Annotated in this window: 18 protein-coding genes; 10 read left to right on the top strand and 8 right to left on the bottom strand. The window is 72.4% G+C overall.

The genetic code is table 11. The features are described from left to right. Positions 1-166 precede the first annotated feature (166 nt). From OG753_RS35950 to OG753_RS35940, 3 genes are all read left to right on the top strand, one after another. Positions 167-2035: a copper resistance CopC/CopD family protein gene (locus OG753_RS35950; protein ID WP_405791549.1), complete on the top strand. Its 1869-nt coding sequence runs from the start codon at positions 167-169 to the stop codon at positions 2033-2035. Positions 2036-2232: 197 nt separating this feature from the next. Then, a complete protein-coding gene (locus tag OG753_RS35945; protein WP_405791547.1) occupies positions 2233-2895 on the top strand; it encodes a hypothetical protein in 663 nt (220 codons plus the stop codon). Between the two features lie 50 nt (positions 2896-2945). Further along, positions 2946-3674: a DUF1775 domain-containing protein gene (locus OG753_RS35940; protein ID WP_405791545.1), complete on the top strand. Its 729-nt coding sequence runs from the start codon at positions 2946-2948 to the stop codon at positions 3672-3674. Between the two features lie 137 nt (positions 3675-3811). Here the strand turns inward: OG753_RS35940 and OG753_RS35935 are convergent, their stop codons facing one another. Then, on the bottom strand, positions 3812-5305 hold the full coding sequence (locus OG753_RS35935) for a long-chain-fatty-acid--CoA ligase (RefSeq protein ID WP_405791543.1): 1494 nt from the start codon (positions 5303-5305) through the stop codon (positions 3812-3814). Positions 5306-5512: 207 nt separating this feature from the next. Between OG753_RS35935 and OG753_RS35930 the strand changes: the two genes are divergently transcribed. The 6 genes from OG753_RS35930 to OG753_RS35905 all read left to right on the top strand — a co-directional run bounded on the left by OG753_RS35930 (position 5513) and on the right by OG753_RS35905 (position 11955). After that, a complete protein-coding gene (locus OG753_RS35930) occupies positions 5513-6541 on the top strand; it encodes an AraC family transcriptional regulator (protein WP_327265932.1) in 1029 nt (342 codons plus the stop codon). Positions 6542-6868: 327 nt separating this feature from the next. Next, on the top strand, positions 6869-7927 hold the full coding sequence (locus tag OG753_RS35925; RefSeq protein ID WP_405791541.1) for a 3-keto-5-aminohexanoate cleavage protein: 1059 nt from the start codon (positions 6869-6871) through the stop codon (positions 7925-7927). A gap of 66 nt (positions 7928-7993) precedes the next feature. Next, entirely contained in the window at positions 7994-8968 is a 975-nt protein-coding gene (locus OG753_RS35920; protein ID WP_405791539.1) for a quinone oxidoreductase family protein, read from the top strand. A 37-nt stretch (positions 8969-9005) separates the two neighbouring features. Continuing rightward, entirely contained in the window at positions 9006-9923 is a 918-nt protein-coding gene (locus tag OG753_RS35915) for a TauD/TfdA family dioxygenase (RefSeq protein WP_327265929.1), read from the top strand. Between the two features lie 38 nt (positions 9924-9961). Next, positions 9962-11344: an MFS transporter gene (locus OG753_RS35910; RefSeq protein WP_405791537.1), complete on the top strand. Its 1383-nt coding sequence runs from the start codon at positions 9962-9964 to the stop codon at positions 11342-11344. Positions 11345-11361: 17 nt separating this feature from the next. Then, entirely contained in the window at positions 11362-11955 is a 594-nt protein-coding gene (locus OG753_RS35905) for an RBBP9/YdeN family alpha/beta hydrolase (protein ID WP_405791535.1), read from the top strand. Positions 11956-11991: 36 nt separating this feature from the next. Here OG753_RS35905 and OG753_RS35900 read toward each other — a convergent pair whose 3' ends face one another. After that, positions 11992-12579, bottom strand: coding sequence for a hypothetical protein (locus OG753_RS35900; RefSeq protein ID WP_405791533.1), 588 nt, complete (start codon positions 12577-12579; stop codon positions 11992-11994). A 203-nt stretch (positions 12580-12782) separates the two neighbouring features. Here OG753_RS35900 and OG753_RS35895 point away from each other — a divergent pair, with 203 nt between their 5' ends. Continuing rightward, positions 12783-13616, top strand: a complete 834-nt coding sequence (locus OG753_RS35895) for a PIG-L family deacetylase (RefSeq protein ID WP_405791531.1) — start codon at positions 12783-12785, stop codon at positions 13614-13616. A gap of 119 nt (positions 13617-13735) precedes the next feature. Here OG753_RS35895 and OG753_RS35890 read toward each other — a convergent pair whose 3' ends face one another. The 6 genes from OG753_RS35890 to OG753_RS35865 are packed head-to-tail and all read right to left on the bottom strand — an operon-like array spanning position 13736 to position 20346. Further along, a complete protein-coding gene (locus OG753_RS35890) occupies positions 13736-14317 on the bottom strand; it encodes a GAF domain-containing protein (RefSeq protein WP_383198764.1) in 582 nt (193 codons plus the stop codon). 25 nt (positions 14318-14342) lie between these two features. Further along, a complete protein-coding gene (locus OG753_RS35885) occupies positions 14343-15176 on the bottom strand; it encodes a S8 family peptidase (RefSeq protein ID WP_405791529.1) in 834 nt (277 codons plus the stop codon). Further along, a complete protein-coding gene (locus OG753_RS35880) occupies positions 15173-18322 on the bottom strand; it encodes an adenylate/guanylate cyclase domain-containing protein (protein WP_405791527.1) in 3150 nt (1049 codons plus the stop codon). Before OG753_RS35880 ends, OG753_RS35885 begins: the two co-directional genes overlap by 4 nt. A 40-nt stretch (positions 18323-18362) precedes the next feature. Further along, positions 18363-18590, bottom strand: a complete 228-nt coding sequence (locus OG753_RS35875) for an aroma-sacti cluster domain-containing protein (protein ID WP_401275469.1) — start codon at positions 18588-18590, stop codon at positions 18363-18365. 11 nt (positions 18591-18601) lie between these two features. Continuing rightward, positions 18602-19264 (bottom strand): iron-containing redox enzyme family protein, encoded by a 663-nt coding sequence (locus OG753_RS35870; RefSeq protein WP_405791525.1) that lies wholly within the window; start codon positions 19262-19264, stop codon positions 18602-18604. Continuing rightward, positions 19261-20346 carry a radical SAM protein gene (locus OG753_RS35865; RefSeq protein ID WP_405791523.1) on the bottom strand — a complete coding sequence of 362 codons (1086 nt, stop codon included), beginning with the start codon at positions 20344-20346 and terminating at the stop codon, positions 19261-19263. The genes OG753_RS35870 and OG753_RS35865 overlap by 4 nt, the downstream gene beginning before the upstream one ends. Positions 20347-20823 lie beyond the last annotated feature (477 nt).

The following is a 20823-nucleotide window of genomic DNA, read 5'->3' as shown; positions in this document are numbered from 1 at the left end:
CCACCACTGCGGTGGGTACGGCCCCGTACCGGCCGCAGTCCCCAGCACCCTCAGGCGAGCCACACCGTCCGGCTGCACCCCCGGCGACCGGCGCGGACGGCGACGCCGCCGATGACGACCGCCACGGAGGCCGCCCTTGACGCCCAGCGGATCGAGCCTCGCGAGGATGTCCGCCGTAGTCCTGACGCTGCTGGCCGCCCTGTGCGGCCTGGCCCTCGGCGGGGCCTCCCCCGCCCTCGCGCATTCCGCCCTCAGCGGCTCCGACCCCGCCGAAGGCGCCGTCCTCGCATCGGCTCCGAAGCAGGTCACGCTCACCTTCACCGAATCGGTCAGCTTCCCCGACGGGTCCCTGCGCGTACTGTCGCCCGCCAACGACCGCGTGAACCCGCGCCCCGCCCAGCACGCGGACGGCAAGGACAACACGGCTCAGGTGGCTCTGCAGGACGATCTGGCCCAAGGCACCTACACCGTCGCCTGGCGAGTGGTCTCCGCCGACGGTCACCCGATCTCCGGCGCCTTCACCTTTTCCATCGGGAAGCCGTCCGACACCACTGTGGTGGTCGCGAAGTCCCCTCCGGACGGCACGGCGGCCGGCCGCCTGTACGGCTTCTTCCGCTACCTCGCCTACAGCGGCCTGGCGCTGCTCGTCGGAGCCGCGACGTTCGTCCTCGTCTGCTGGCCGGCGGCGAGCGGGATCCGTCCGCTGCGCCGGCTGGTGGTCGCCGGCTGGACCACGCTGATGGCGTCGACGGTGGCCCTGTTGCTGCTGCGCGGCCCGTACGAGGCGGGCGGGTCCCTGTCGTCGGCTTTCGACCCGTCCGTGCTGGGCCGAACGCTCACGGGGAGATCCGGGATCGCCCTGACCGTGCGGCTCGCGCTCCTCGTACTCCTCGCGCTCGCCGCAGTGCTGTCGCGGAGGACGCCGCTGAGGCCCGGTGTCCGCATCCGCCTTCGCTTCCGGCTCCTCGGCGGACCGGTCCTCGCCCTGGCGTTGGCTCTCACCTGGGCCGGCGCCGAGCACGCGTCCGCCGGAATCCAGGTGCCCCTCGCCATCCCCGTCTCCGTGCTGCACCTGCTGGCCATGGCGGTGTGGCTGGGCGGTCTGATCACTCTGCTCACCTCCCTGCGTCACCGCGGTTGCGACAACAGCGAGATCCCGGTTGCCGCGATCACCCGCTTCTCGGCGCTGGCCTTCGCCGCCGTCGTCGTTCTGGTCGGCACCGGGGTGTACCAGTCCTGGCGGCAGGTGGGCTCCTTGGCAGCGCTGACCACCACCTCGTACGGGCGGACGCTCGGCCTCAAGGTCGCCGCAGTGGTCCTGTTGGTGTGCGTGGCGGCTCTCTCCCGGCGGTGGACCGCCCGCCTGATGGGCGCGGCTTCGCCGGGCACGACGAAGCCGGCTGCCGTCGTCGAGGTCCGGGAGGTGCGGGTCCCCCAGACCGTCGGCGCGCCGAGCGGGCGAACCGGAGCCGGGCCGGGCGGCGAGGGGGCCGCGCCCGCTCGCACCGGGCCCGGCGACGACGATGAGCCGCCGGCCTACGATGCCGACGCGTACCGGCGCCGCCTGCGTCGAACCGTGGCGGTCGAGGCCGTCGTCGGCGCCGCCGTGCTGGTGATCTCCACCATGCTCACCGGTACCCCGCCGAGCCGCGCCGCCACGACGACCGCAGCAGCACCTTCCGGGCAGGAGCCGGACGTGAAGGTGGTCATGGTCCCCTTCGACATGGGTACCGCGAAGCATCAGGGCACGGTGCAGATCACTCTGGCGCCGGGGCGCGTCGGCGAGAACATGGTGGAAGCGGTGGTGTTCACGCAGGACGGCGGCATCTCCAGCGTCCCCGAGCTACGGCTCGCCCTCACCCAGGTCGATCAGGGGATCGGCCCGATCGACGCCGGTCTCAAGAGCCAGAAGGGCTATTGGGCCACATACGACCTGCAGATTCCCATGGCCGGTCAATGGAAGCTGGACGTGACCGTTCGCACCACAGAGATCGACCAGGTCACGGTGAGCACGGATCTCCGCGTCACACCGTGACCGCAGGCCGGTCGCAACCGCTCGCGGACGGCGCTCCGCCGGGAGGGCGTCCGTCGATCAGGCGCCCCGGCCGGGCCGGCCAGCCCGGTCGACCCCGTCGGCCCGGTCGACCCCGTCGGCCCGGTCGGCCCGGAAACTGCTCCGCAATTGACAGTGGGGACCTGCCGGTACGAGGTGCGGTGGATGATGGCCCCGACATGGCCGGAGCCCCCGCGAGGAAGCGCCCCAGCCCGTGGCCCGAGCGGTGGGGCGGACGGTGGCTGCGGGCTGCCGTGTTCACCCTGCTCAGCTCGACGCTGGCGGTCGTGGCACATCGCCTGGCCTCGGAGGATCCGGTGTCCTGGCAGCGGGCGGGCGGCGGTGCGTTCACCGTGTACGCCGTCTCGTGGCTCGCCGCACGCTCGCGCCGCCCGGGATGGTACGTGGTCGCGGCCACCTGCCTCGTCCAGCTCCTCCTGCATCGGGCCCTGTCCGCGCACGGTCCGGACCACGGGCCCGAACAGGCCTGGGCGACGCCGGAGTTCACTCGTGCGGCAGGACACCACGACACGTCGGCCATGACGCTGGCCCACTGCGCGGCCGCGTGCCTGATGGCACTCCTGATGTACCGCGCGGACCGGGCACTGAGCCGGCTGCCGGGGATCATGGGGCGATGGGCCCGGACGGCCGTCGCGGCTGCCGCCGTGGCCTTCGGCGCCCGGTGGCAGCCGCGGTTCGGAGCCGGCCCGCGCGCCGTGGCGGTCCCGCTCGGCCGCCGTACGGTCCCCCCTGCGGTGACGGCGATGCTGTGCCACGCGGTGACGCGCCGAGGGCCCCCTGGCCGGTGTGCGGGAGACGTTCCCCTGATCCTGGCGGGCTGAACGGCTGCCTCCGTGAGGCCCGCTCCGCGTACCGAGAGGGTTCCTTCACCATGCATGCATCGAACAACCGCCGTTACGTCCGCAGGCCGGTCGTCGCGGCCGTCGGGTCCCTGGTGCTCCTGGGCATCGCGGCCGGCCCGGCGGCAGCACACGCCGAGGTCAGCGCCTCCGACCCGCGCGCTCTCGCCGAGAACGTCACGTTGTCCTTCACCTCCGAGGCGGAGTCGGACACCGCGGGCATCACCGAACTGCGTGTCGTCCTCCCCGACGGCATCACCCCGGACGCCGTGACCCTCAAGGAGGCACCGACGGGCTGGAAGCTGACGGTCACCCCCGATGGGTACAGCGTCGGGGGCGCGGCGCTCGCCACCGGCACGGACGCCGAGTACAGCATCACCGTGCGCCAGCTGCCCGACGTCAAGTCCCTGCCGTTCAAGACCCTGGAGTCGTACGGCGACGGGAAGGTCTCGCGGTGGATCGAGGTGCCGGCCGACGGCCGGAAGGTCGACAATCCGGCCCCGGTACTCGACCTGAAGCCCGCGGCGCCCGGCGCGAAACCGCTCGCCCCGAGTACGTCGCCCACACCGGCCCGGAGCACCCCGTCCGCCGAGCCGCCGTCCCCGGCTCCGGCCGCGGCGGCCGAGTCCCCCGCGACACGGACGGCGGCCGAAACCGGAACAGGCAGCAGCACCGGCCTCATCGCGGCCGCGGTCGCAGCCGTCGTACTGCTCGCCGGCGCAGCCGCCTTCTGGTGGGCCCGCCGCAGCCGGCAGTCCTGAGCCGAAGGGCCGGGGCCGGTGTACGGCACGCCCGTACACCGGCCCCGGCCCCGGCGCTGCCCCGCCTGCGACACCGCGACGGACCCGCTGCTGCCCGTCGGCACGTTCGCATGGGACGGCGGCAACCACTCGCCTCCTCAGGGGCGGGTGACGACGATCTCGCGCTTGAGGATCTTCCCCGTGGGCCCCTTGGGGAGTTCGGCCGTGAAGGTGATGATCCGGGGGTACTTGTACGCCGCCACCCGCTCCTTGACGTGGGCCCGGATCTCCTCGGCCGTCGCCCCGGCGCCCTCGCGCAGGGTGATCACCGCCGCGATCTCCTCCCCGTGCACCTCGTGCGGCACGCCGACCACTGCGGCCTCGGCCACGGCAGGGTGCTCGTACAGGACCTCCTCGACCTCCCGCGGGTAGACGTTGTAGCCGCCTCGGATGATCAGGTCCTTCTTGCGGTCGACGATGAAGTAGAACCCCTCCTCGTCGACGCGGGCCAGGTCGCCGGTGTGGAACCATCCGTCGCGTACGGCCTCCGCGGTCTCCTCCGGGCGGTTGAAATAGCCCTTCATCACGTTCTCACCGCGGATCGCGATCTCGCCGACCTCGCCCGGGCCCGCCTCGGAGCCGCTCTCGGTGACGAGCCTCATCTCGACCCCGCGGATCGGAACCCCGATGGAGCCGGCCTTCCGCGGGCGGTCCGGGTGGTTGAAGGAGGCCACCGGCGAGGTCTCGGAGAGGCCGTACCCCTCCAGCACCGTGGCGTCGAAGCGCCGCTCGAACCCGTGCAGCACCTCGACGGGTATCGCGGCGCCGCCCGAGACGGCGAGGCGCAGCCGGGAGGCGTCGAAGCCGTCGGGGAGTTCGGCGTGGAGCAGCGCCGAGTACATCGTGGGTACGCCGAGGAACACGGTGACCCCGTCACGGTGCATGACCTCCAGCGCCCGCCGCGGATCGAACCGCGGCAGCAGCGTCAGCGTCGCCCCGGCGGCCATGGCCGCGTTGAGCGCACAGGTCTGGCCGAACGCGTGGAAGAGCGGCAGGCCGCCGAACAGGATGTCGTCGGGGCCGACTTGGATCAGGGTCTCGGCGGTGACGGCCGTGTTCGAGACCAGGTTGCCGTGCGTCAGCTCGGCGCCCTTGGGCGTGCCGGTGGTGCCGGAGGTGTAGAGGATCAGTGCGGGGTCCCCGTCCTCCCGGTCGACGAGGCCGGACAGCGGTTCGGTGGCCGTGAGCAGCTCCCGGAACGCCTGGGTCTCCGCCACCAGGCACTCGGTCCCCAGCTCGGCGGCGGCGGTCGCGACCTCCTGCGCGAACAGCGGGAACGCCACCGCGACGCGGGCCCCGCAGTCCCGCAGCACGTACGCCGCCTCCCGGGCTTTGAGCAGCGGGTTCATCGGCACGACCACGCCCCCGGCCCGCAGGATCCCGTAGTAGACGACGGGGAACAGCGGCACGTTGGGCACGGTCATCGCCACACGGTCACCGGGCCGCACTCCGCGGCCGTGCAGCACCGCGGCGAACCTGGCACTCGCGTCGTCCAGTTCGGCGTAGGTCAAGGTGGTGTCGTCGTGGCGCACGGCGACGTGATCGCGGCGGGCCGCCGCGGAGTTCACCAGGAATGCGGCGAGGTTGGTCATGCCGGCAGTCTCCCTTTCTTCTGTTCGTATCGGCCGTCGCCGCGATGCGGGCGGCAGTCCTGCATGCGTGGAATGTCCGGTATGCCTGCTCCTCCGGGTCATGAGCCGGGGCCGCGCTGAGGGGATGCTAGGGCGGGCGAACTCCCGATGCTTGACGTGCCGGGACGGGAAACTTAACTTCTGGGGACCGAACACCTGGAGCACGTGATGAGGCCCCTTGTCCGCACCGCAGCGCTGAACGGTTACGTCGAGCTGAGCCGGTCCCTCGGCATCGATCCGCGCGCGCTGATGAAGAGCGTCGGTCTGGACACCGCGGACCTCGCCGTCCAGGACCGGTGGATCTCCGGCCCGGCCGCCGTCCGCCTCCTGGAGCTCTCCGCGGCCCGCTCGCACCACGACGACTTCGGCCTGCGGATGGCCGAGCTGCGCCGCTTCTCCAACCTGGGTCCGATCAGCCTGGTCGTCCGTGAGGAGCCCGACGTACGCAGTGCGCTGGCGCTGCTGCTGCGCCACGAGCACATGTACAACGAGCTCCTCCACACCCGCCTGTCCGAGGGGAACGGCCTGGCCACCATCAAGGTGGACCTCAGGGTCGGCGAGACGGCGCCGGCCCGGCAGGCCACGGAGCTGGCGGTGGGTGCCTTCGCCCGCATTCTGCGAGGGTTCCTCGACACACGGTGGCAGCCCCTCTCGGTGTGGTTCGCCCACAGCGCTCCGGCGGACCCCGGCAGGCACCGCCGCCTGTTCGGCCCCGGGCTCGAATTCGACCGCGAGTTCAACGGCATCGTCTTCTACGCCGACGACCTCGACGCCCCCAACGCCATGGCGGACCCGCAGCTGCGGAACTACGCCCGGCAGTACTTCGACTCCATCGCCGCCACTCCCAGGGACACCTCGGTGGCGGACCGCGTGCGCGAACTCATCGAGGCCCTCCTGCCCACCGGCCGGTGCTCGATCGAGCAGGTCGCCCGCAGCCTCGGCGTCGACCGGCGCACCGTCCACCGTCATCTGGCCCACTCGGGAGAGACGTTCTCGTCGCTGCTCAATGCCACACGGATGCGCCTCGCGGAGCAGTTCGTGGCCCATCCCCGCCGCTCGCTCACGGAGATCTCCGACCTCCTGGGCTTCTCCTCCCTGAGCGCGTTCTCCCGGTGGTTCCACGAACAGTTCGGGTGCAGCCCGAGGCAGTGGCGCAAGGAGAAATCCCGGGAGCACCAGCACCCGGGTACGGGCTGACTCCCACGGCAGCACGCACGGCGGACGGCACCCGGGCCGCCCCCGTCTGCTGTCCCCAAATGACAAGTCGTCCGTCACCACGGGTCAAGCAGCCGTACTCGCCCGGCCCTACTTTGGCTGCACCGCTCACGGCGGTCGGCTGCCGGAGGTGAGACGGGCCGTATCCCCTACCGCCCGCTCTCCTCCGGACCAGCCGATGGCACCCGGGCCCACGCGCCCGATGTTCTCCCCGACCCGCCCGCGCCGGTCCCTGCCGTCCAGAAGTTCCGACTCCGCAGGTACCGACTGCCGCGGCCGGTGATCACCCGTACGCGAAGGAGAAGGACCGTGCACTTTCACGACGACTCGCTCTTCCCCGAGAACCAGGAGAAGCTCGTCATCCAGGCCGCCCCGTACGGGCCGGAGTGGCTGCCCGGCGACGCCGACGACCTGCCCCTGACCATGGACGAGCACGTCCAGGCGGCCGTCGACTGCTACAACGCCGGCGCCACGGTGCTCCACATCCACGTACGCGAGCTCGACGGCAAGGGCTCCAAGCGGATGTCCATGTTCAACGAGCTGATGGGCCGGCTGCGCGAAGCGGTGCCGGACATGGTCCTGCAGGTCGGCGGCTCGATCTCCTTCGCCCCCGAGGGCGAGGGCGGCGACGCCAAGTGGCTCTCCTACGACACCCGGCACCTGCTGGCCGACCTCACGCCGGCGCCGGACCAGGTGACCATCGCGATCAACACCAGCCAGATGAACATCGTCGAGATCATGACCGACGAGGACCTGGAGGGCACCTCGATCGCGAAGCCCGAGTACTACCGGGCCTACCGTGACATGGTCGTCGAGGCCGGTCCCGACTTCTACCTCGAGCACCTCGAGCGCCTGCGGGCGAGCGGCATCCAGCCACACTTCCAGCTCGCCACCATCGCCCAGCTCGAAACCGTCGAGCGGCTCATCCGCGCCGGTGTGTACACGGGCCCCCTGGTCCTCAACTACGTCGCGATCGGCGGCGGTTTCGCCGGGCGGCACCCCTCCGACCTGATCGAGTTCATCCGCCGCGTACCGGACGGCGCGGTCCTCACCATCGAGAGCTCCATGCGCGCCGTGGCCCCGATGAACGCGATCGCCATCGCCCTCGGCGTGCACGTCCGGGTGGGCAACGAGGACAACCTGTGGCGGCGCAAGGGCGAGCGGATGTCCTCCGTCGAGCAGGTCGAGCAGATGGTCCGGCTCGCGGACACCCTGGGACGCGACATCGCGACCGGCCCGGAGGCCAAGGAGATCTACAGGATCGGCGCGTACTACTCCGACGCCGACGAGACCATCGACCGTCTCGGCATGGTCCCGAACCGGCGGCCCGGGCAGCGCGGCTTCATGCTGCGCGAGCTCACGAGCTGACCCGGCCACCCGCCGGTCGCCGCCTGCCACCGCCAGCCCTCACACACGAGCAATCGGAGCAACCCCGTGGCCCACGCAGTCCGCTTCTACGAAACCGGTGGACCCGACGTCCTGAACTGGGAAAAGGTCACCGTCGGTGACCCGGGTCCGGGCGAAGTGCGCATCCGGCACGTCGCCGTCGGCCTCAACTTCGCCGACACGTACTTCCGTACGGGCCTCTACCCGGTCCGGCTGCCCGACGGCATCGGCGTCGAGGCCTCCGGAGTGATCGAGGCGGTCGGCGACGGCGTCACCCACGTCACCGAAGGCGATCGTGTCACCTACACCGGCAGCCCGCTGGGGGCGTACAGCACGGAGCGGGTCATGCCCGCCTCACACCTGATCAAACTACCGGACGGGATCGGCTTCGAGACCGCCGCCGCCATGACCATGCGCGGTCTCACCTCGGCGTATCTGCTGCGCCGGATCCACCCGCTGAAGGCCGGTGACACCGTGCTGCTGCACGCGGCGGCGGGCGGCGTCGGCCTCATCGTCAGCCAGTGGGCCAGGCTGCTGGGCGTCACGGTCATCGGAACGGTGTCCAGCGAGGAGAAGGCGGAGCTCGCGCGGGCCCACGGCTGCGAGCACATCATCCACTACCGGCGCGAGAACGTGGCCGAGCGGGTGCGCGAACTGACCGACGGCGCCGGCGTGCCGGTCGTCTTCGACAGTGTCGGCAAGGACACCTATCCCGGCTCGCTGGCCTCGTTGTCGCGGCGCGGACTGCTCGTCTGCTTCGGCACGGCCTCCGGTCCCGTGCCACCGATCGATGCCATGCAGCTCGCCGTGAACGGATCCCTCTTCGTCACCCGTCCTGCGCTGGCCGACTACATCGCCGAACCGGCGGAGCGCGACGCCCTTGCAGGTGAACTGTTCGGTCACGTCGCCTCCGGCCGCATCACGATCGAGATCAACCAGCGCTACTCCCTCACGGGCGCCGCACAGGCACATCGCGATCTGGAAGCCGGACGGACCACGGGATCCTCCGTCTTCGCCCTCTGAGGACATCCCGCCACACGCCACCCGAGGAGTGAGTCCCATGCCCGAAACCCTCCGGCCGCAGCAGAACGCTCTGGCCCTGGTGCGCCCGCACGCGCTCCGTACCTCCCTCACCGTCGAGCCGCTGACCTGTTCCATCGGCGCCGAGCTCTCCGGCGTGAGCCTCGCCGACGCCGCTCACGACGACGACCTGTTCGCAGAGATCAAGCTGCTTCTGCTCGAGTACAAGGTGCTGTTCCTGCGCGACCAGGACATCACACGCGCCGACCACGTCGCGTTCGCCGAACGCTTCGGACCGCTGGAGGACCACCCGGTGGCCGGCAGCGACCCGGACCACCCGGGCCTGGTCCGCATCTACAAGGACCTGGACAGCGCGCCCGAGCACTACGAGAACGCGCTCCACACCGATGGCACATGGCGCGAGAACCCCTCCATGGGGGCCGTACTCCGCTGCGTCTCGACGCCCCCCGTGGGCGGCGACACGATCTGGGTCAACATGGTCGAGGCACATCGCCGCCTCCCGGAGCACATCAAGACGCAGATCCAGGACCTGCGCGCCCGGCACAGCATCGAGGCGACCTTCGGCGCGGTCATGCCCGGGGAGCAGCGTCACGCGCTGGCGGCCCGGTACCCGGACGCGGAGCATCCGGTGGTGCGCACCCACCCGGAGACCGGCGAGGAGATCCTCTTCGTCAACGCCTTCACGACCCACTTCGTCAACTACCACACGCCCGCGAACGTCCGCTTCGGCCAGGACTACGCGCCGGGTGCCGCCCAGCTGCTGAACTACCTGATCAGCCAGGCCGCGGTGCCCGAGTACCAGGTCCGCTGGCGCTGGCGGAGGAACAGCGTGGCCATCTGGGACAACCGCTCCACCCAGCACTACGCCGTCCAGGACTACTGGCCGGCCGTCCGCAGGATGGAGCGCGCCGGGATCGTCGGCGACAAGACCTTCTGACCCTGCTTTTTCCGTCAACAGCAGTTGAGGTGATGACAATGGGGTTTCTCACCACTGCGGCACCCGCCCCGGAGAGAACCGGTACCGGCACGGCCACCGGCTCCTCGGAATGGCCCGTGCCCCGGCGCTACGCCTGGGTGGTCTTCGCACTGAGTTTCGCGCTCCTGCTCTCGGACTACATGTCCCGGCAGGTGCTCAACGCCGTCTTCCCGATGCTGAAGGCCGACTGGCTGCTCTCGGACGCCCGGCTGGGCTCCCTCAGCGGCGTCGTGGCACTGATGGTCGGCCTGCTCACCTTCCCCCTCTCCCTGCTGGCCGACCGGTGGGGCAGGGTGAGGTCCCTCGTCATCGCGGCGACGATGTGGAGTCTGGCGACCCTGGGCTGCGCGGTGGCGGCGAGCTACGGCCAGATGTTCATCGGCCGGCTCTTCGTCGGCATCGGTGAGGCCGCCTACGGCAGCGTGGGCATCGCCGTGGTCCTCAGCGTCTTCCCGCGCACCTTGCGCGCGACGCTCTCGGGCGCCTTCATCGCCGGCGGAGCCTTCGGCTCGGTCCTGGGCATATCCATCGGCGGCGCCGTGGCCCAGGCATACGGCTGGCGCTGGGCGTTCGGCGTGATGGGTGTCTTCGGCCTGGTGCTCGCCGGTGTCTACGCCGTCGTGGTCACGGAGAAGAGGCTGACACCGCGGACGGCCCCGTCCGAGGACGGGGCAGCCGGCACCGGCACCCGTACCGGCACCGGCTCCGACGTCCGGCTCCGGGTGCTCCTGCCACGGCTGTTCTCCTCCGTCTCGGTGGTCAGCGCCTACATCGGCAGCGGCCTGCAGCTGTTCATCGCGGGCGCCCTGATCGCCTGGCTGCCCAGTTACTTCAACCGCTACTACGAGATGCCGACCGCGAAGGCCGGTGCGACCGCCGGGCTCTTCGCCCTGATGATCGGCATCGGTATGATCGCCGGCGGAATCGCCTCGGACCGGTTCAGCCGGCGCGACCCCCTCCGCAAGTGGACCGTCGCCATCTGCTGCAGCGTGGGCTCCCTCGTACTGCTGATGACCGCGTTCCGCCTGCCCGCCGGCCCGGTCCAGCTGCTGGTACTGGCGCTGGGGGCCCTGCTGTGCGCCGGTACGGCCGGACCGGGAGCCGCGATGGTGGCGAACCTGACCCCCGCGGCCATCGCCGCGACGGCGTTCGCCACGCTCACGCTGGCCCAGAGCCTGCTCGGACTGGCCCCCGGCCCCGCCGTCACCGGCCTGCTCGCGGACCGCCTCGGCCTGCTCGGCGCGCTCCGGATCGTCCCGCTCGTGGCGATCGCTGCCACCGCGGCCTTCCTGGCCGGACGCCGCCGGTACACACGCGATCTCCGGCGCCTCACCGCGCCCGCCGCGACGGCGGAGGCCGCAGAACCGGAGGCGCGCTCATGACGGGGAGCGGGCCCACCGTGCCGACGATCGTGATCGTTCCCGGCATGCGGGAACACGTCGAGGACCACTGGCAGACCATTCTGGCCGAGCGGCTCGGTGATGCGGGCCGCACCGTCCGCACCGTTCCCCCGCTGGTGCGCAACCGGCTCAGCCGCGACGCACACGTCGCCCATGTGGTCGAGGTGATGCTCCGGATCACCGGGCCCGTGATCATCGTCGCCCACAGCGCGGGCGTCATGACCACGGTGCAGTGGGCCCGATGGCACGAAGCGGACGTCCGGGGTGCGCTGCTCGTCGCTCCGCCGGATTTCGGGACACCGCTGCCGGACGGCTACCCCACCCCCGGCGAGCTGGCGACGCACGGCTGGACACCGGTGCCCCGCACACCGCTGCCCTTCCCCAGCATCGTCGCGGCCGGCTCCGACGATCCCCTGGCATCCCCGGGGCGCGTCGCGGAACTCGCTCGGGAGTGGGGCAGCCGGCTGGTGGAACTCGGCCCCGTCGGACACCTCAACCCCGCCTCCGGACACGGCCCGTGGCCCCGGGCCGAGGAACTCGTTGCGGCGCTCGAACACGGCCGGCACCACGGGGCTCCACAGCCCGCCGCGTAGGTCCGCGTAGTCCCGCCCCAGCGCCCGACGGACATCTCAGTTGAAGATGTCCAGGAGGTCCGTCCAGGATCCGTCGTCGCCGCTGGAGCGGGCCCGCATCGGGCGCGGGTCCGGGTAGGTTTCCGCCGCGGCCCTCGCGCGGACCATGTCCGGCCCGCCGCACGCCGCCACCGCGAAGGCGCCGAAAGCCTCTGCGAACGCGGCCGGGTCGCGGAACTCCACGCCGTACGCCCGGCCGTCCAGCAGCGGCACCCACACCCCCCGCTCGCACCGCCGCCATTCCGCCACCGGCTGGTCGTCCACGGTCGACCGCCCCTCCAGCCACAGCCGTGCCACGTGCAGCAGATTCACCTTTTCCATGGGCAGCCGCTTGCGCCGCACACGCAGTTCACGCGTCGTGAGCGCGATCTTCTGGTCCTTCTTCGGGTACCAGACGACGCCGATCCCGAACGGCGCCCACAGCAGGATCCCGATCATCGGCCAGACCAGCGCGTCGCCCCACGATCGGAGCAGCCCGCCGTCCAGCAGGTACAGGGCCCCGAAGACCAGAACCCACTTCGCCGTCATCCGCCAGAATCCGGTGCCCTGCCGGTACAGGACCTGCCGCTTCCTTGTCATTGCCATGCCCGCACGCTATCCGCAGCCGGGAAAGCCGGGCGGCCGGGCCGGGAACAGCCGGTCCGGCCTGCGTCGTTGCACCGTTCGGGGGTCCGGTGCTGCAGGGGTGGGAACGATGTCATCCGCTCCGGCAGGATCCGGCCTCCCGGGAGCGCGGAACACACGCCGCGCGCTCGGACCAGCACATGTCTCTGCAGGAGGACTCCCTCATGACTCACCGGCCCTTGACGCTCATGGCCGTGCACGCCCACCCCGACGACGAGGCCACCGGAACCGGAGGAGTCCTCGCACGGTATGCGGCAGAGGGCATCCGCACGGTTCTGGTGACCTGTACCGACGGCGGTTGCGGTGACGGGCCGGGGGGTGCCAAGCCAGGGGCTCCGGGGCACGATCCGGCGGCCGTCGCCTCGATGCGCCGGCAGGAACTGGACGCGAGCTGCGCCGTCCTGGGGGTCAGTGACCTGGAGATGCTGGACTACGCCGATTCCGGGATGATGGGCTGGCCGACCAACGACGCCCCCGGATCCTTCTGGCACACCCCCGTGGAGGAGGGCGCCGCCCGGCTCGCGGCCCTCATGCGGCACTACCGGCCCGATGTGGTCGTCACCTATGACGAGAACGGCTTCTACGGCCACCCCGACCACATCCAGGCCCACCGCATCACGATGGCGGCGCTCGAGATGACCACGCTGACGCCGAAGGTGTACTGGACGACGATGCCGCGCTCGGCGATGGAGCGGTTCGGCAAGATCATGCGCGAGTTCGCGGGGGACATGCCGGAACCGGACCCGGCCGAGACCGCCGCGCTGGCCGAGATCGGCCTCCCCGACGACGAGATCACCACGTGGGTGGACACCACCGCGTTCAGCGGTCAGAAGTTCGACGCGCTGGCCGCACACGCCAGTCAGGGCGAGAACATCTTCTTCCTCCGGATGGGCAAGGAGAGGTTCGGCGAGTTGATGGGCATGGAAACCTTCGTACGCGTCCGGGACACCACCGGCGCGGCCGTGCCCGAGAACGATCTCTTCGCCGGCCTGCGCTGACCCGGCGGGGCCGCCGGGCGGGCCGCCCCTTCCCGGCGGCGGCCCTGCCCCGCCGCTCGGGCAACGGCGGCGGTCGGGGTCCCTCCCCGTCAGGACGGTCCCCGCGTGAGGTGCGCCGCTCACTCCCCGACGAGGCGGCGGGCTTCCGAGAGCAGGCGCAGGAGTTCGGTGCGCGAAGGGTCGTCCGGGGCTGCCGGGGCCGACCGCGGCCCGTAGGCGGTCAGGACGTGCAGGGCGACGGCGGCCTGACGGGCGAAGAGGCCCAGCAGGTCGAGCTCCGGCAGGCCGGAGCGGGCCTGCGGGGACGGATCGAGCACCTCCAGGACGCCGAGGACCCGGTCCCTGCGGATGAGGGGGGCGGCCATCAGCGCGTTCGGGACGTAGCCGGTGGACTCGGCGATGGCCCTGTCGAAGGAGACGCTGTCGTGCAGGTCGTCGACCACCATCGGCTCCCCCGAGGCGGCGACCCATCCGGCGATCCCGCGGCCCGCCGGGAACCGACGGCCCACCAGGAACTCCTGCCCCTGCCCGGAGACGGCCTCGAAGATGAGCTCGTCCGCCGCGGGGTCCAGAAGCATGATGGAACTCGCCTGCGCGCCGAAGATGGCACGCGCGGTGTCCACCACCGACTGCAGGAGCTCCGCCACCACCGGATCCGGCCGGGGTGCTGCGGACACGACAGGGGTGATCGTCTGAGCCATGGGATTTCCCTTCCGGCGCCGGTCGTTACCGGCTTCCGTGGACACGGACGTTGGCTGCGGACAGGTACAGGGCGTTCTTCAGCTGGAACGGCGTCAGCCGGGGGCCGCTCGACAGGATCCGCGCGCAGAGCCCCGCGATGAACGGGGTGGCGTAGCTGTTGCCGGAGCTGCGGATCGACGTGCCGCCGAGCCACGCCACCTGGACCTTCTGACCGGGGGCGAAGAACTCCACCGGGGGCTCGGGGTTGTAGAGGTGGAGATCCGGGTCGTCCTCCTGGTGGCTGCCGACCGAGATCACCGAGGAGAAGCGCCAGGGAAAGCTCTCCACGCGCGTGTTGTGCGCAGCGGCGACGATCACGGTCTGCTGGAAGTACGCCTCGTCGGCCAGCCGGCGCAGCTCGCCCACGAAGCGGTCGTGGGTGGTGGACAGGCTGAGGTTCACCACGTCGAACCGCTGGCGCACGGCCCACCGGATGCCTTCGAGCAGGACGTCCCCGCTGCCGGAGAAGCGGTCGCCGAGCACCCGGATGCTCGACAGCTCGCAGTCCGGCGCGGTGCGCCGGATGATGCCGGCGCAGGCGGTGCCGTGACCGCAGGCGTCTCCCTCCTCCGTCTCCTCGACGTGGACCCCGTCGTCGTCCTTGAACACTCGCCATGACCGGTCGACCGGGCCGACCATCGGGTGGTCCCGTTCGACCCCCGAATCGACCACGCAGACGCGTACGCCGCGTCCGGTGCCTCCGAGGAGGCCGCTCTCGGGCGGGGCGGGCGGACCGTCGGCCTCGATGGGTACGTCCGCGGGGCCCCGCCCTCGTAGGGCCCAGGTGAGTGCGGACGCCGGGTGCTGCGCGGTGGTCATCGTGGTGCTTCCTTTCCGGCTCCGCCGACGCGTCCGACGGTGCGGCCGTGCCCGGGCGGGCGGCCGTGGCAGCGGGAGACCACGGCCTCTGCCTGGCGTACGGCGGGCAGGTGGCCCTTCCCCGCGAAGCGCCGGCGGGCGCGCGCCGCCGCCGCGGCCGCGTCGGCCGGGCGCCCCAGTTCGAGGGCGGTACGGGCGAGGTCGAGGGCGGCGGTGCCCTGGACGACGGGCGAGTCGGTGCGGGCGGCGGAGGCGAGCGCCCTGGCGGCCAGCCGGGTGGCGGTCTTGGCCAGCCCCCGGGCGGCGGCGATCCGGGCGCGCAGGCCGTCGAGGTCCGCCGACTCGGCGCGCGGGCGGGGCGGTTGCGCCCGCTCCCCCTCCAGTTCGGCGAGGACGCCGCGGGCGGTGCGCCAGTCGCCCAGGTCCAGCCGGATGCGGGCGGTGTCCCGCAGGGCACTGCGCAGCAACGCCGTGGCGCCCAGGTCCCGCGCGGCGGTGGCGGCCCGCTCCAAGCTCAGGAGCGCCTCCTCCCGGCGGCCGGTCAGGTCGGCCACGGTCGCGGTGAAGATCGGCAGGAAGGCGTCGGCCTCGGCGTAGCCGAGCCTCTTCGCGAGGTGCTCCGCCTCCGCGAGGCAGGCCAGGGCCCCGTCGCGGTCGTCGTGGAGGGCCAGCACCACGGCCAGCGGGCAGTTGAGCGTCAGCCGGACGGCCCGGCGGCCGGCCCCCTGGTCGGCGAGGAGCTCGCGGCAACGGGACACGGCGTCCGCGACCGGTTGGGGGCCGCGCCAGAGCGAGACCCCCATGGCTCCGAGGGCCGCGGCCCGCTCCGGCTCGGCGTCGGCTCGTACGGCGTGGTCCAGCGCGCAGGCGAGCAGGCGCTCCGCCGTACGGTGCCGGCCATGTTCCTGGGCGCGCTGGGCCAGCCGCAGGCAGGCCCTGGCCTGGCCGAGGTCGTCACCGGCCGCCGCGAAGACCGGCAGCGTGGCGTCGGCGGCCTCCGCCGGTGACTCGTCCGGCCCCGCGGACCGGCCGACCGAGGCCAGGGCGAGGCGGGCGTGCGCGGTCTCCACCGCCTCCCCGCCGCCGGCCAGGGCTTCGGCCAGCACCTCTTCGAGCAGCGCCCGGCCTTCCGGGCCGCGCCCCAGGTCCAGCAGCGTCTGGCCGAGCCGCCGGCGTGTCGCCGTACTTCCCGGCTCGCCCGCCAGGTACCGGGCCGTGGCACGGGACAGCACGTCGGCCGCCCACACGGGGTCGGCGTGGGCCAGCGCCAGCCGCCCGGCCTCGGCGAGCGCGTCGGCGGCGCGCCGACGCAGACCGTCGGTGTGCGCGTCCTGGGCGCCCAGCTCGACCCGGTAGCGGTACGCCTGTTCCAGATGGCCCCCGACCGCCGCGCTGCCCCGCTGACGGACCGAGTCCAGTCGGGCCGCCCGTTCGTGCTGGTCGGCCCGGTTCTGCTTGGACTGGCTGGCGTAGACGACCTCCTGGATCAGTCCTCCGGCGAAGCGGAACGCTCCGCCGTCCGGCCGGATCAGGCGGTGCCGGACCAGCCGGTGCAGCAGGGGCCGGAGTTCGGGCCCGGTCCACGAAGGTGCGGGATGTCCGGCGAGCGCCGTCAGTTCGTCGGCGGTGAAGTCGCCGCCCAGGACGGACGCGAGGCCCAGCGCCCGGTGCTCGGGCGGGTCGAGCGCGTCGATCCGGGCGCCGATCAGGGCCTGGAGGGGGAGCGGGACACTGTCCGCGTCGACCGGGTTGCCCGTGGCCAGCAGCTGTTCCAGGTGCAGCGGGTTTCCGCCCACCCGTGCCAGGACCCGGGGGCCGAGCGGCTCACCGTGCACCGTGCCTCCGGTCAGCTCGGCCGCGAGGAGTTGTGCCTCGGCGTCGGAGAGCCCGCCGAGCGGCACGGCGTCCAGGGCCAGTTCGGCCCGTGCGTCGAAGAGTTGGGGGCGGGTGAGCACAATGACGAGGACGGCCGCGTCGGTGAGTGCCCGCAGCAGCCGGTCGAGGGCGTCGAAGAGCGGCTGCGCGGCCCAGTGGCAGTCGTCGATCACCAGCACCACGGGCTCCGTTTCGGAGAGCCCGGCGAGCAGCCTGGCGAGCGCGGCGCAGGTGTCCTCCGGCGACGGGTGGGGAGTCCCGTTCAGAAGCAGGCCCTGGCGGAGCAGGTCCAGTTCGGGCGACGGTACGGGTGTGCCACCGCGCCTCAGCAGGTCGGCCACGGCGTCGGCGAGCGGTCCGAGGCTGGGCTGTTCGCCCCGGGACCGGCAGCGCCCGACGCCGTGACGGGGGCCGCCGGCCGCGGTCTTGACCGCGGCCCGGTGGAGCCATTCCCGCACGAGTCTGGTCTTGCCCTGGCCCGCCTCCCCGCCGACCACCAGGCGACCGGCCCGGCGGGTCCGCACCACACGGTCCAACGCGGCTTCGATCAGGGCCAGTTCGTGGGTCCGGCCGACGAAGGCGAGGTCGAAGCGGCGCAGCGCCTCCGGGCCCTTCTCCTCGTCCAGGCCGAGCAGACGGTGCGCGGCGACCCGGTCGCTCTTGCCCTTGAGCAGCAGCCGGCCTCTCTCCGTCGTCCGGACGCCCGGTCCGGCAGCGGCCAGGGTGTCCGCTCCGATGAGGATCTCCCCGGCGGCGGCGTTCTGTTCCAGGCGCGCGGCGACGTTGACCACCTCGCCGGAGACCATCGCCTGCCGAAGGGTTGCCGAACCCGTGACCGCCTGACCGGTGTTGAGGCCGATGCGCATCTCCAGCCGTACGCCGACGCCCTGCTCCAGCCGGTCGTTGAACTCGGCGAGTGCCTCCCGCATGGCCAGGGCGGCGGCAAGCGCGCGCCGGGCGTCGTCCTCCCGCACGGTCGGCACGCCGAAGACGGCCATCACGGCGTCCCCGATGAACTTCTCCACGGTGCCGCCCTGCTCCTCGATCCGCAGTCTCATCAGGTCGAACCAGCGGAGCGTGACCGAGCGCAGGGTTTCGGCGTCCAGTGCTCCGGAGAGCGCGGTGGAACCCACCAGGTCGCAGAAGAGGACGGTCACGACCTTGCGGCCGGTCGGCTTGGCCGTGACCGGCCCGGGGGCGCACGGGCTGCCGCAGAAGGGACAGAACCGGGCGTCGGGCGGCAGTTCGCTCCGGCACGAGGCGCAAGGCATGGATTCCTCCGGTGGACGCGGGACCGCGGCGCGGCCGGGGTCAGAAGAGAGCGCCGCCCGCCACGTCGGCATGGGCCTGGACCTCGGGAGCCGCCGCGTCGAGCCGCCCCCTGATGTCGACCAGCAGAGCCAGTTCTTCAGGGGCCAGGGCACGCAGGACCTCGTACTGCTCCTCGCTGAGGGCGTCGAGGTCGAACCCCGCGGCGGTCAGCGCCTCCAGGGTGGGCTCGGACGGGGCATCGCCGGACGGGGCGTCCTCGTACGGCACGGTGTCCTCGGTCACGGGTGTCCTCCGGGGTCGGCGGCGAGGGAGAGGAAGAGGCGGGTGAGCAGGTTGGCCGTGTGCAGCGCGCTGACGGAGACGGCGGTCTGCTGTGCCGCGGTCGGCGCGAGTGCGTCGAGCACCCGGTGAAGGTCCTCGAGGTGGCCGCCGTCGAGTTCGGCGTGTTCCCTGAGGGTGCGGAACGCGCCGTCGGGGAGCCCGGTGGTCTCGATGAGGCGGTCGGCGAGCCGGGGCCCGGGGGCGTTGCCCTCCAGCACCGCCATGTACCCGAGCAGCGTGACGGGGTGCTCGTGCTCGATCCGGTAGTACTGCGCCCCGGCGAGTTCGACGACGACGGGGGGCGGCACGGCGGCCGGCCCTGCACCGGCGGCGGCGAGGTCGTCGAGCAGCCAGGCGTCGTGGTCGCGCTCTTCCTCGGCGTGGCGTGTGCAATAGGCCGCGAGGCTCCGCGCGGCCGGGTCGTCCAGCTCGGCGCACCGCTCGGCGGCCCGCTCCAACAACGGCACCGAGGCCCGTACGAGCGGATGCATGGCTGCCAGGTAGCGCAGGTACCGCTGCCGCAGTCCTTCCGGTCGCCACAGGAGGGCGGTCGCGGCCCTCAGGGCGGTGGTGGTGGGCGCGAGCTTGGTCCTGAGCGCGAAGGATGCGGTCGCGGTCATCGACTGCTCCCCTCCTCGGCGGGAAGGGACTCGACCAGGTGCGCGTAGCGGGCGCACCCCATGCGGCGCACCAGGGCGGCGGGTCCGTCGGCGAGCTGCTGTTCCGTGCTGAGCCGGTCGAGGAGTTCGCCGACACGGCCGCCGGCGTCGCGGGCCGCGCCCGCGAGCGCGTCGGGGCGGTCGGCGAGTGCGTGGCAGCTGCGGCAGTAGCCGTCCGGGGGCGGCGAGGTCTCGTAGCGGGCGTGCAGCCGCCGGGGGCCGACGGCGCGCAGCATCCGCAGCACCGGGGAGCCGAGGGATCGTTCGCGGACGGCCGGCCAGTCGTCGTCGGCGATGTGTCCGAGCCGCAGGTGCGGGGGTACGGGACGGCGGTCCACCGTCCACTGGTTGCAGCAGGCGGCCACGGTCCCGTCGAAGGCGATCACGGGCCAGGCCGCGAGGGTGCACGGCGTCGCCCGGGAGCCGTCCGGTCCGGCAGGTGTCGCCCGGACCAGGCCCGCGGCGCGGCCGAGCGGCCGGACCTCGTTGACGAGCAGGGGCACCCGGCCGGCGAAGACGCGGCGGACGTCCGCGACGGCGTCCGCAAGATACGGGTCGTCGGGTCCGGTACCGGTGAGGTGGACGCTGACGGGAATCCCTGCGTCGAGCACGGCCCGCAGGGCGCGCAGCACCTCCGTACGGGGAACCTCGCGCTCGTGGTGGACGTCCAGGCTCGCCGAGAAGTGGTCGAGGGCCGTGATCGCCCGCATGATCCGGTCCGGGACGCGCCCGTCACGGGCGAAGAACATTCCGCTGAGCAGCGCCACGCGGGAGCCCGCGGCGCGGGCGAGACCGGCCAGGCGGGCGGCCAGTTCCGGGAGCAGCAACGGTTCGCCGCCGGTCAGCATGACCACCTCGGGGCGGTCCTGCGTACCGAACGAACCGATGAAGCGCAGCAGGTGTTCCGGGTCGGGCTGCTCGGAGACCGCCATGGAGGAGCTGGTGGAGCAGTGCGCGCAGCTCATGGGGCAGCGGCGGGTGAGCGCCACCAGCAGGCCGCCACAGGGCACCGGTCGCAGGCCGATGAGCTCCGCCAGTTCCACGTCTCCCCCTCTGTACTCGTGCCGCGCGCTCGTGCCGCGCGCGGACCATGCCCCGGATCGTGCCGGTGCGCGGCCAACTACCGGTTCACGAACGCCTGGTGATCGGTTGGTCCGCAGGTCGGGACGGCCGGACGCCGGTGCGCGGCGGCGCGTGCGACAGGGCGGGGCGGGGCGCACCGCGGGGTCCGGGGGCCGTACTGCGTCCGTGTGCTCGGCGTATACCGGCGCCGAACCGGTGGCCAGGCGTTCCCGTACCGGGCGTCCGTAACTTCCTTCTCAGCCGGCGGAACGACGCCGACAACCAAAGGAGAAGAACATGAGCGAGAACATCACCCCCGAGACCGAGAACGAGGACATCGAGGTCGTCGCCCACCGCGAGGACGAAGAGGCCGAGGCCGGCTGCATCGTCAACCACTCCGCGGAGATGTGATCACTCCTCCTCGAGCCTGAGCACCGCGCGGGCCGCCCGGCTCTGGC

Origin of the sequence: Streptomyces sp. NBC_00029 (assembly GCF_045160505.1) — a bacterium.
In the GTDB taxonomy this organism is placed as follows: Bacteria; Actinomycetota; Actinomycetes; order Streptomycetales; family Streptomycetaceae; genus Streptomyces.
This window is presented reverse-complemented; position numbering and strand designations above follow the sequence as displayed.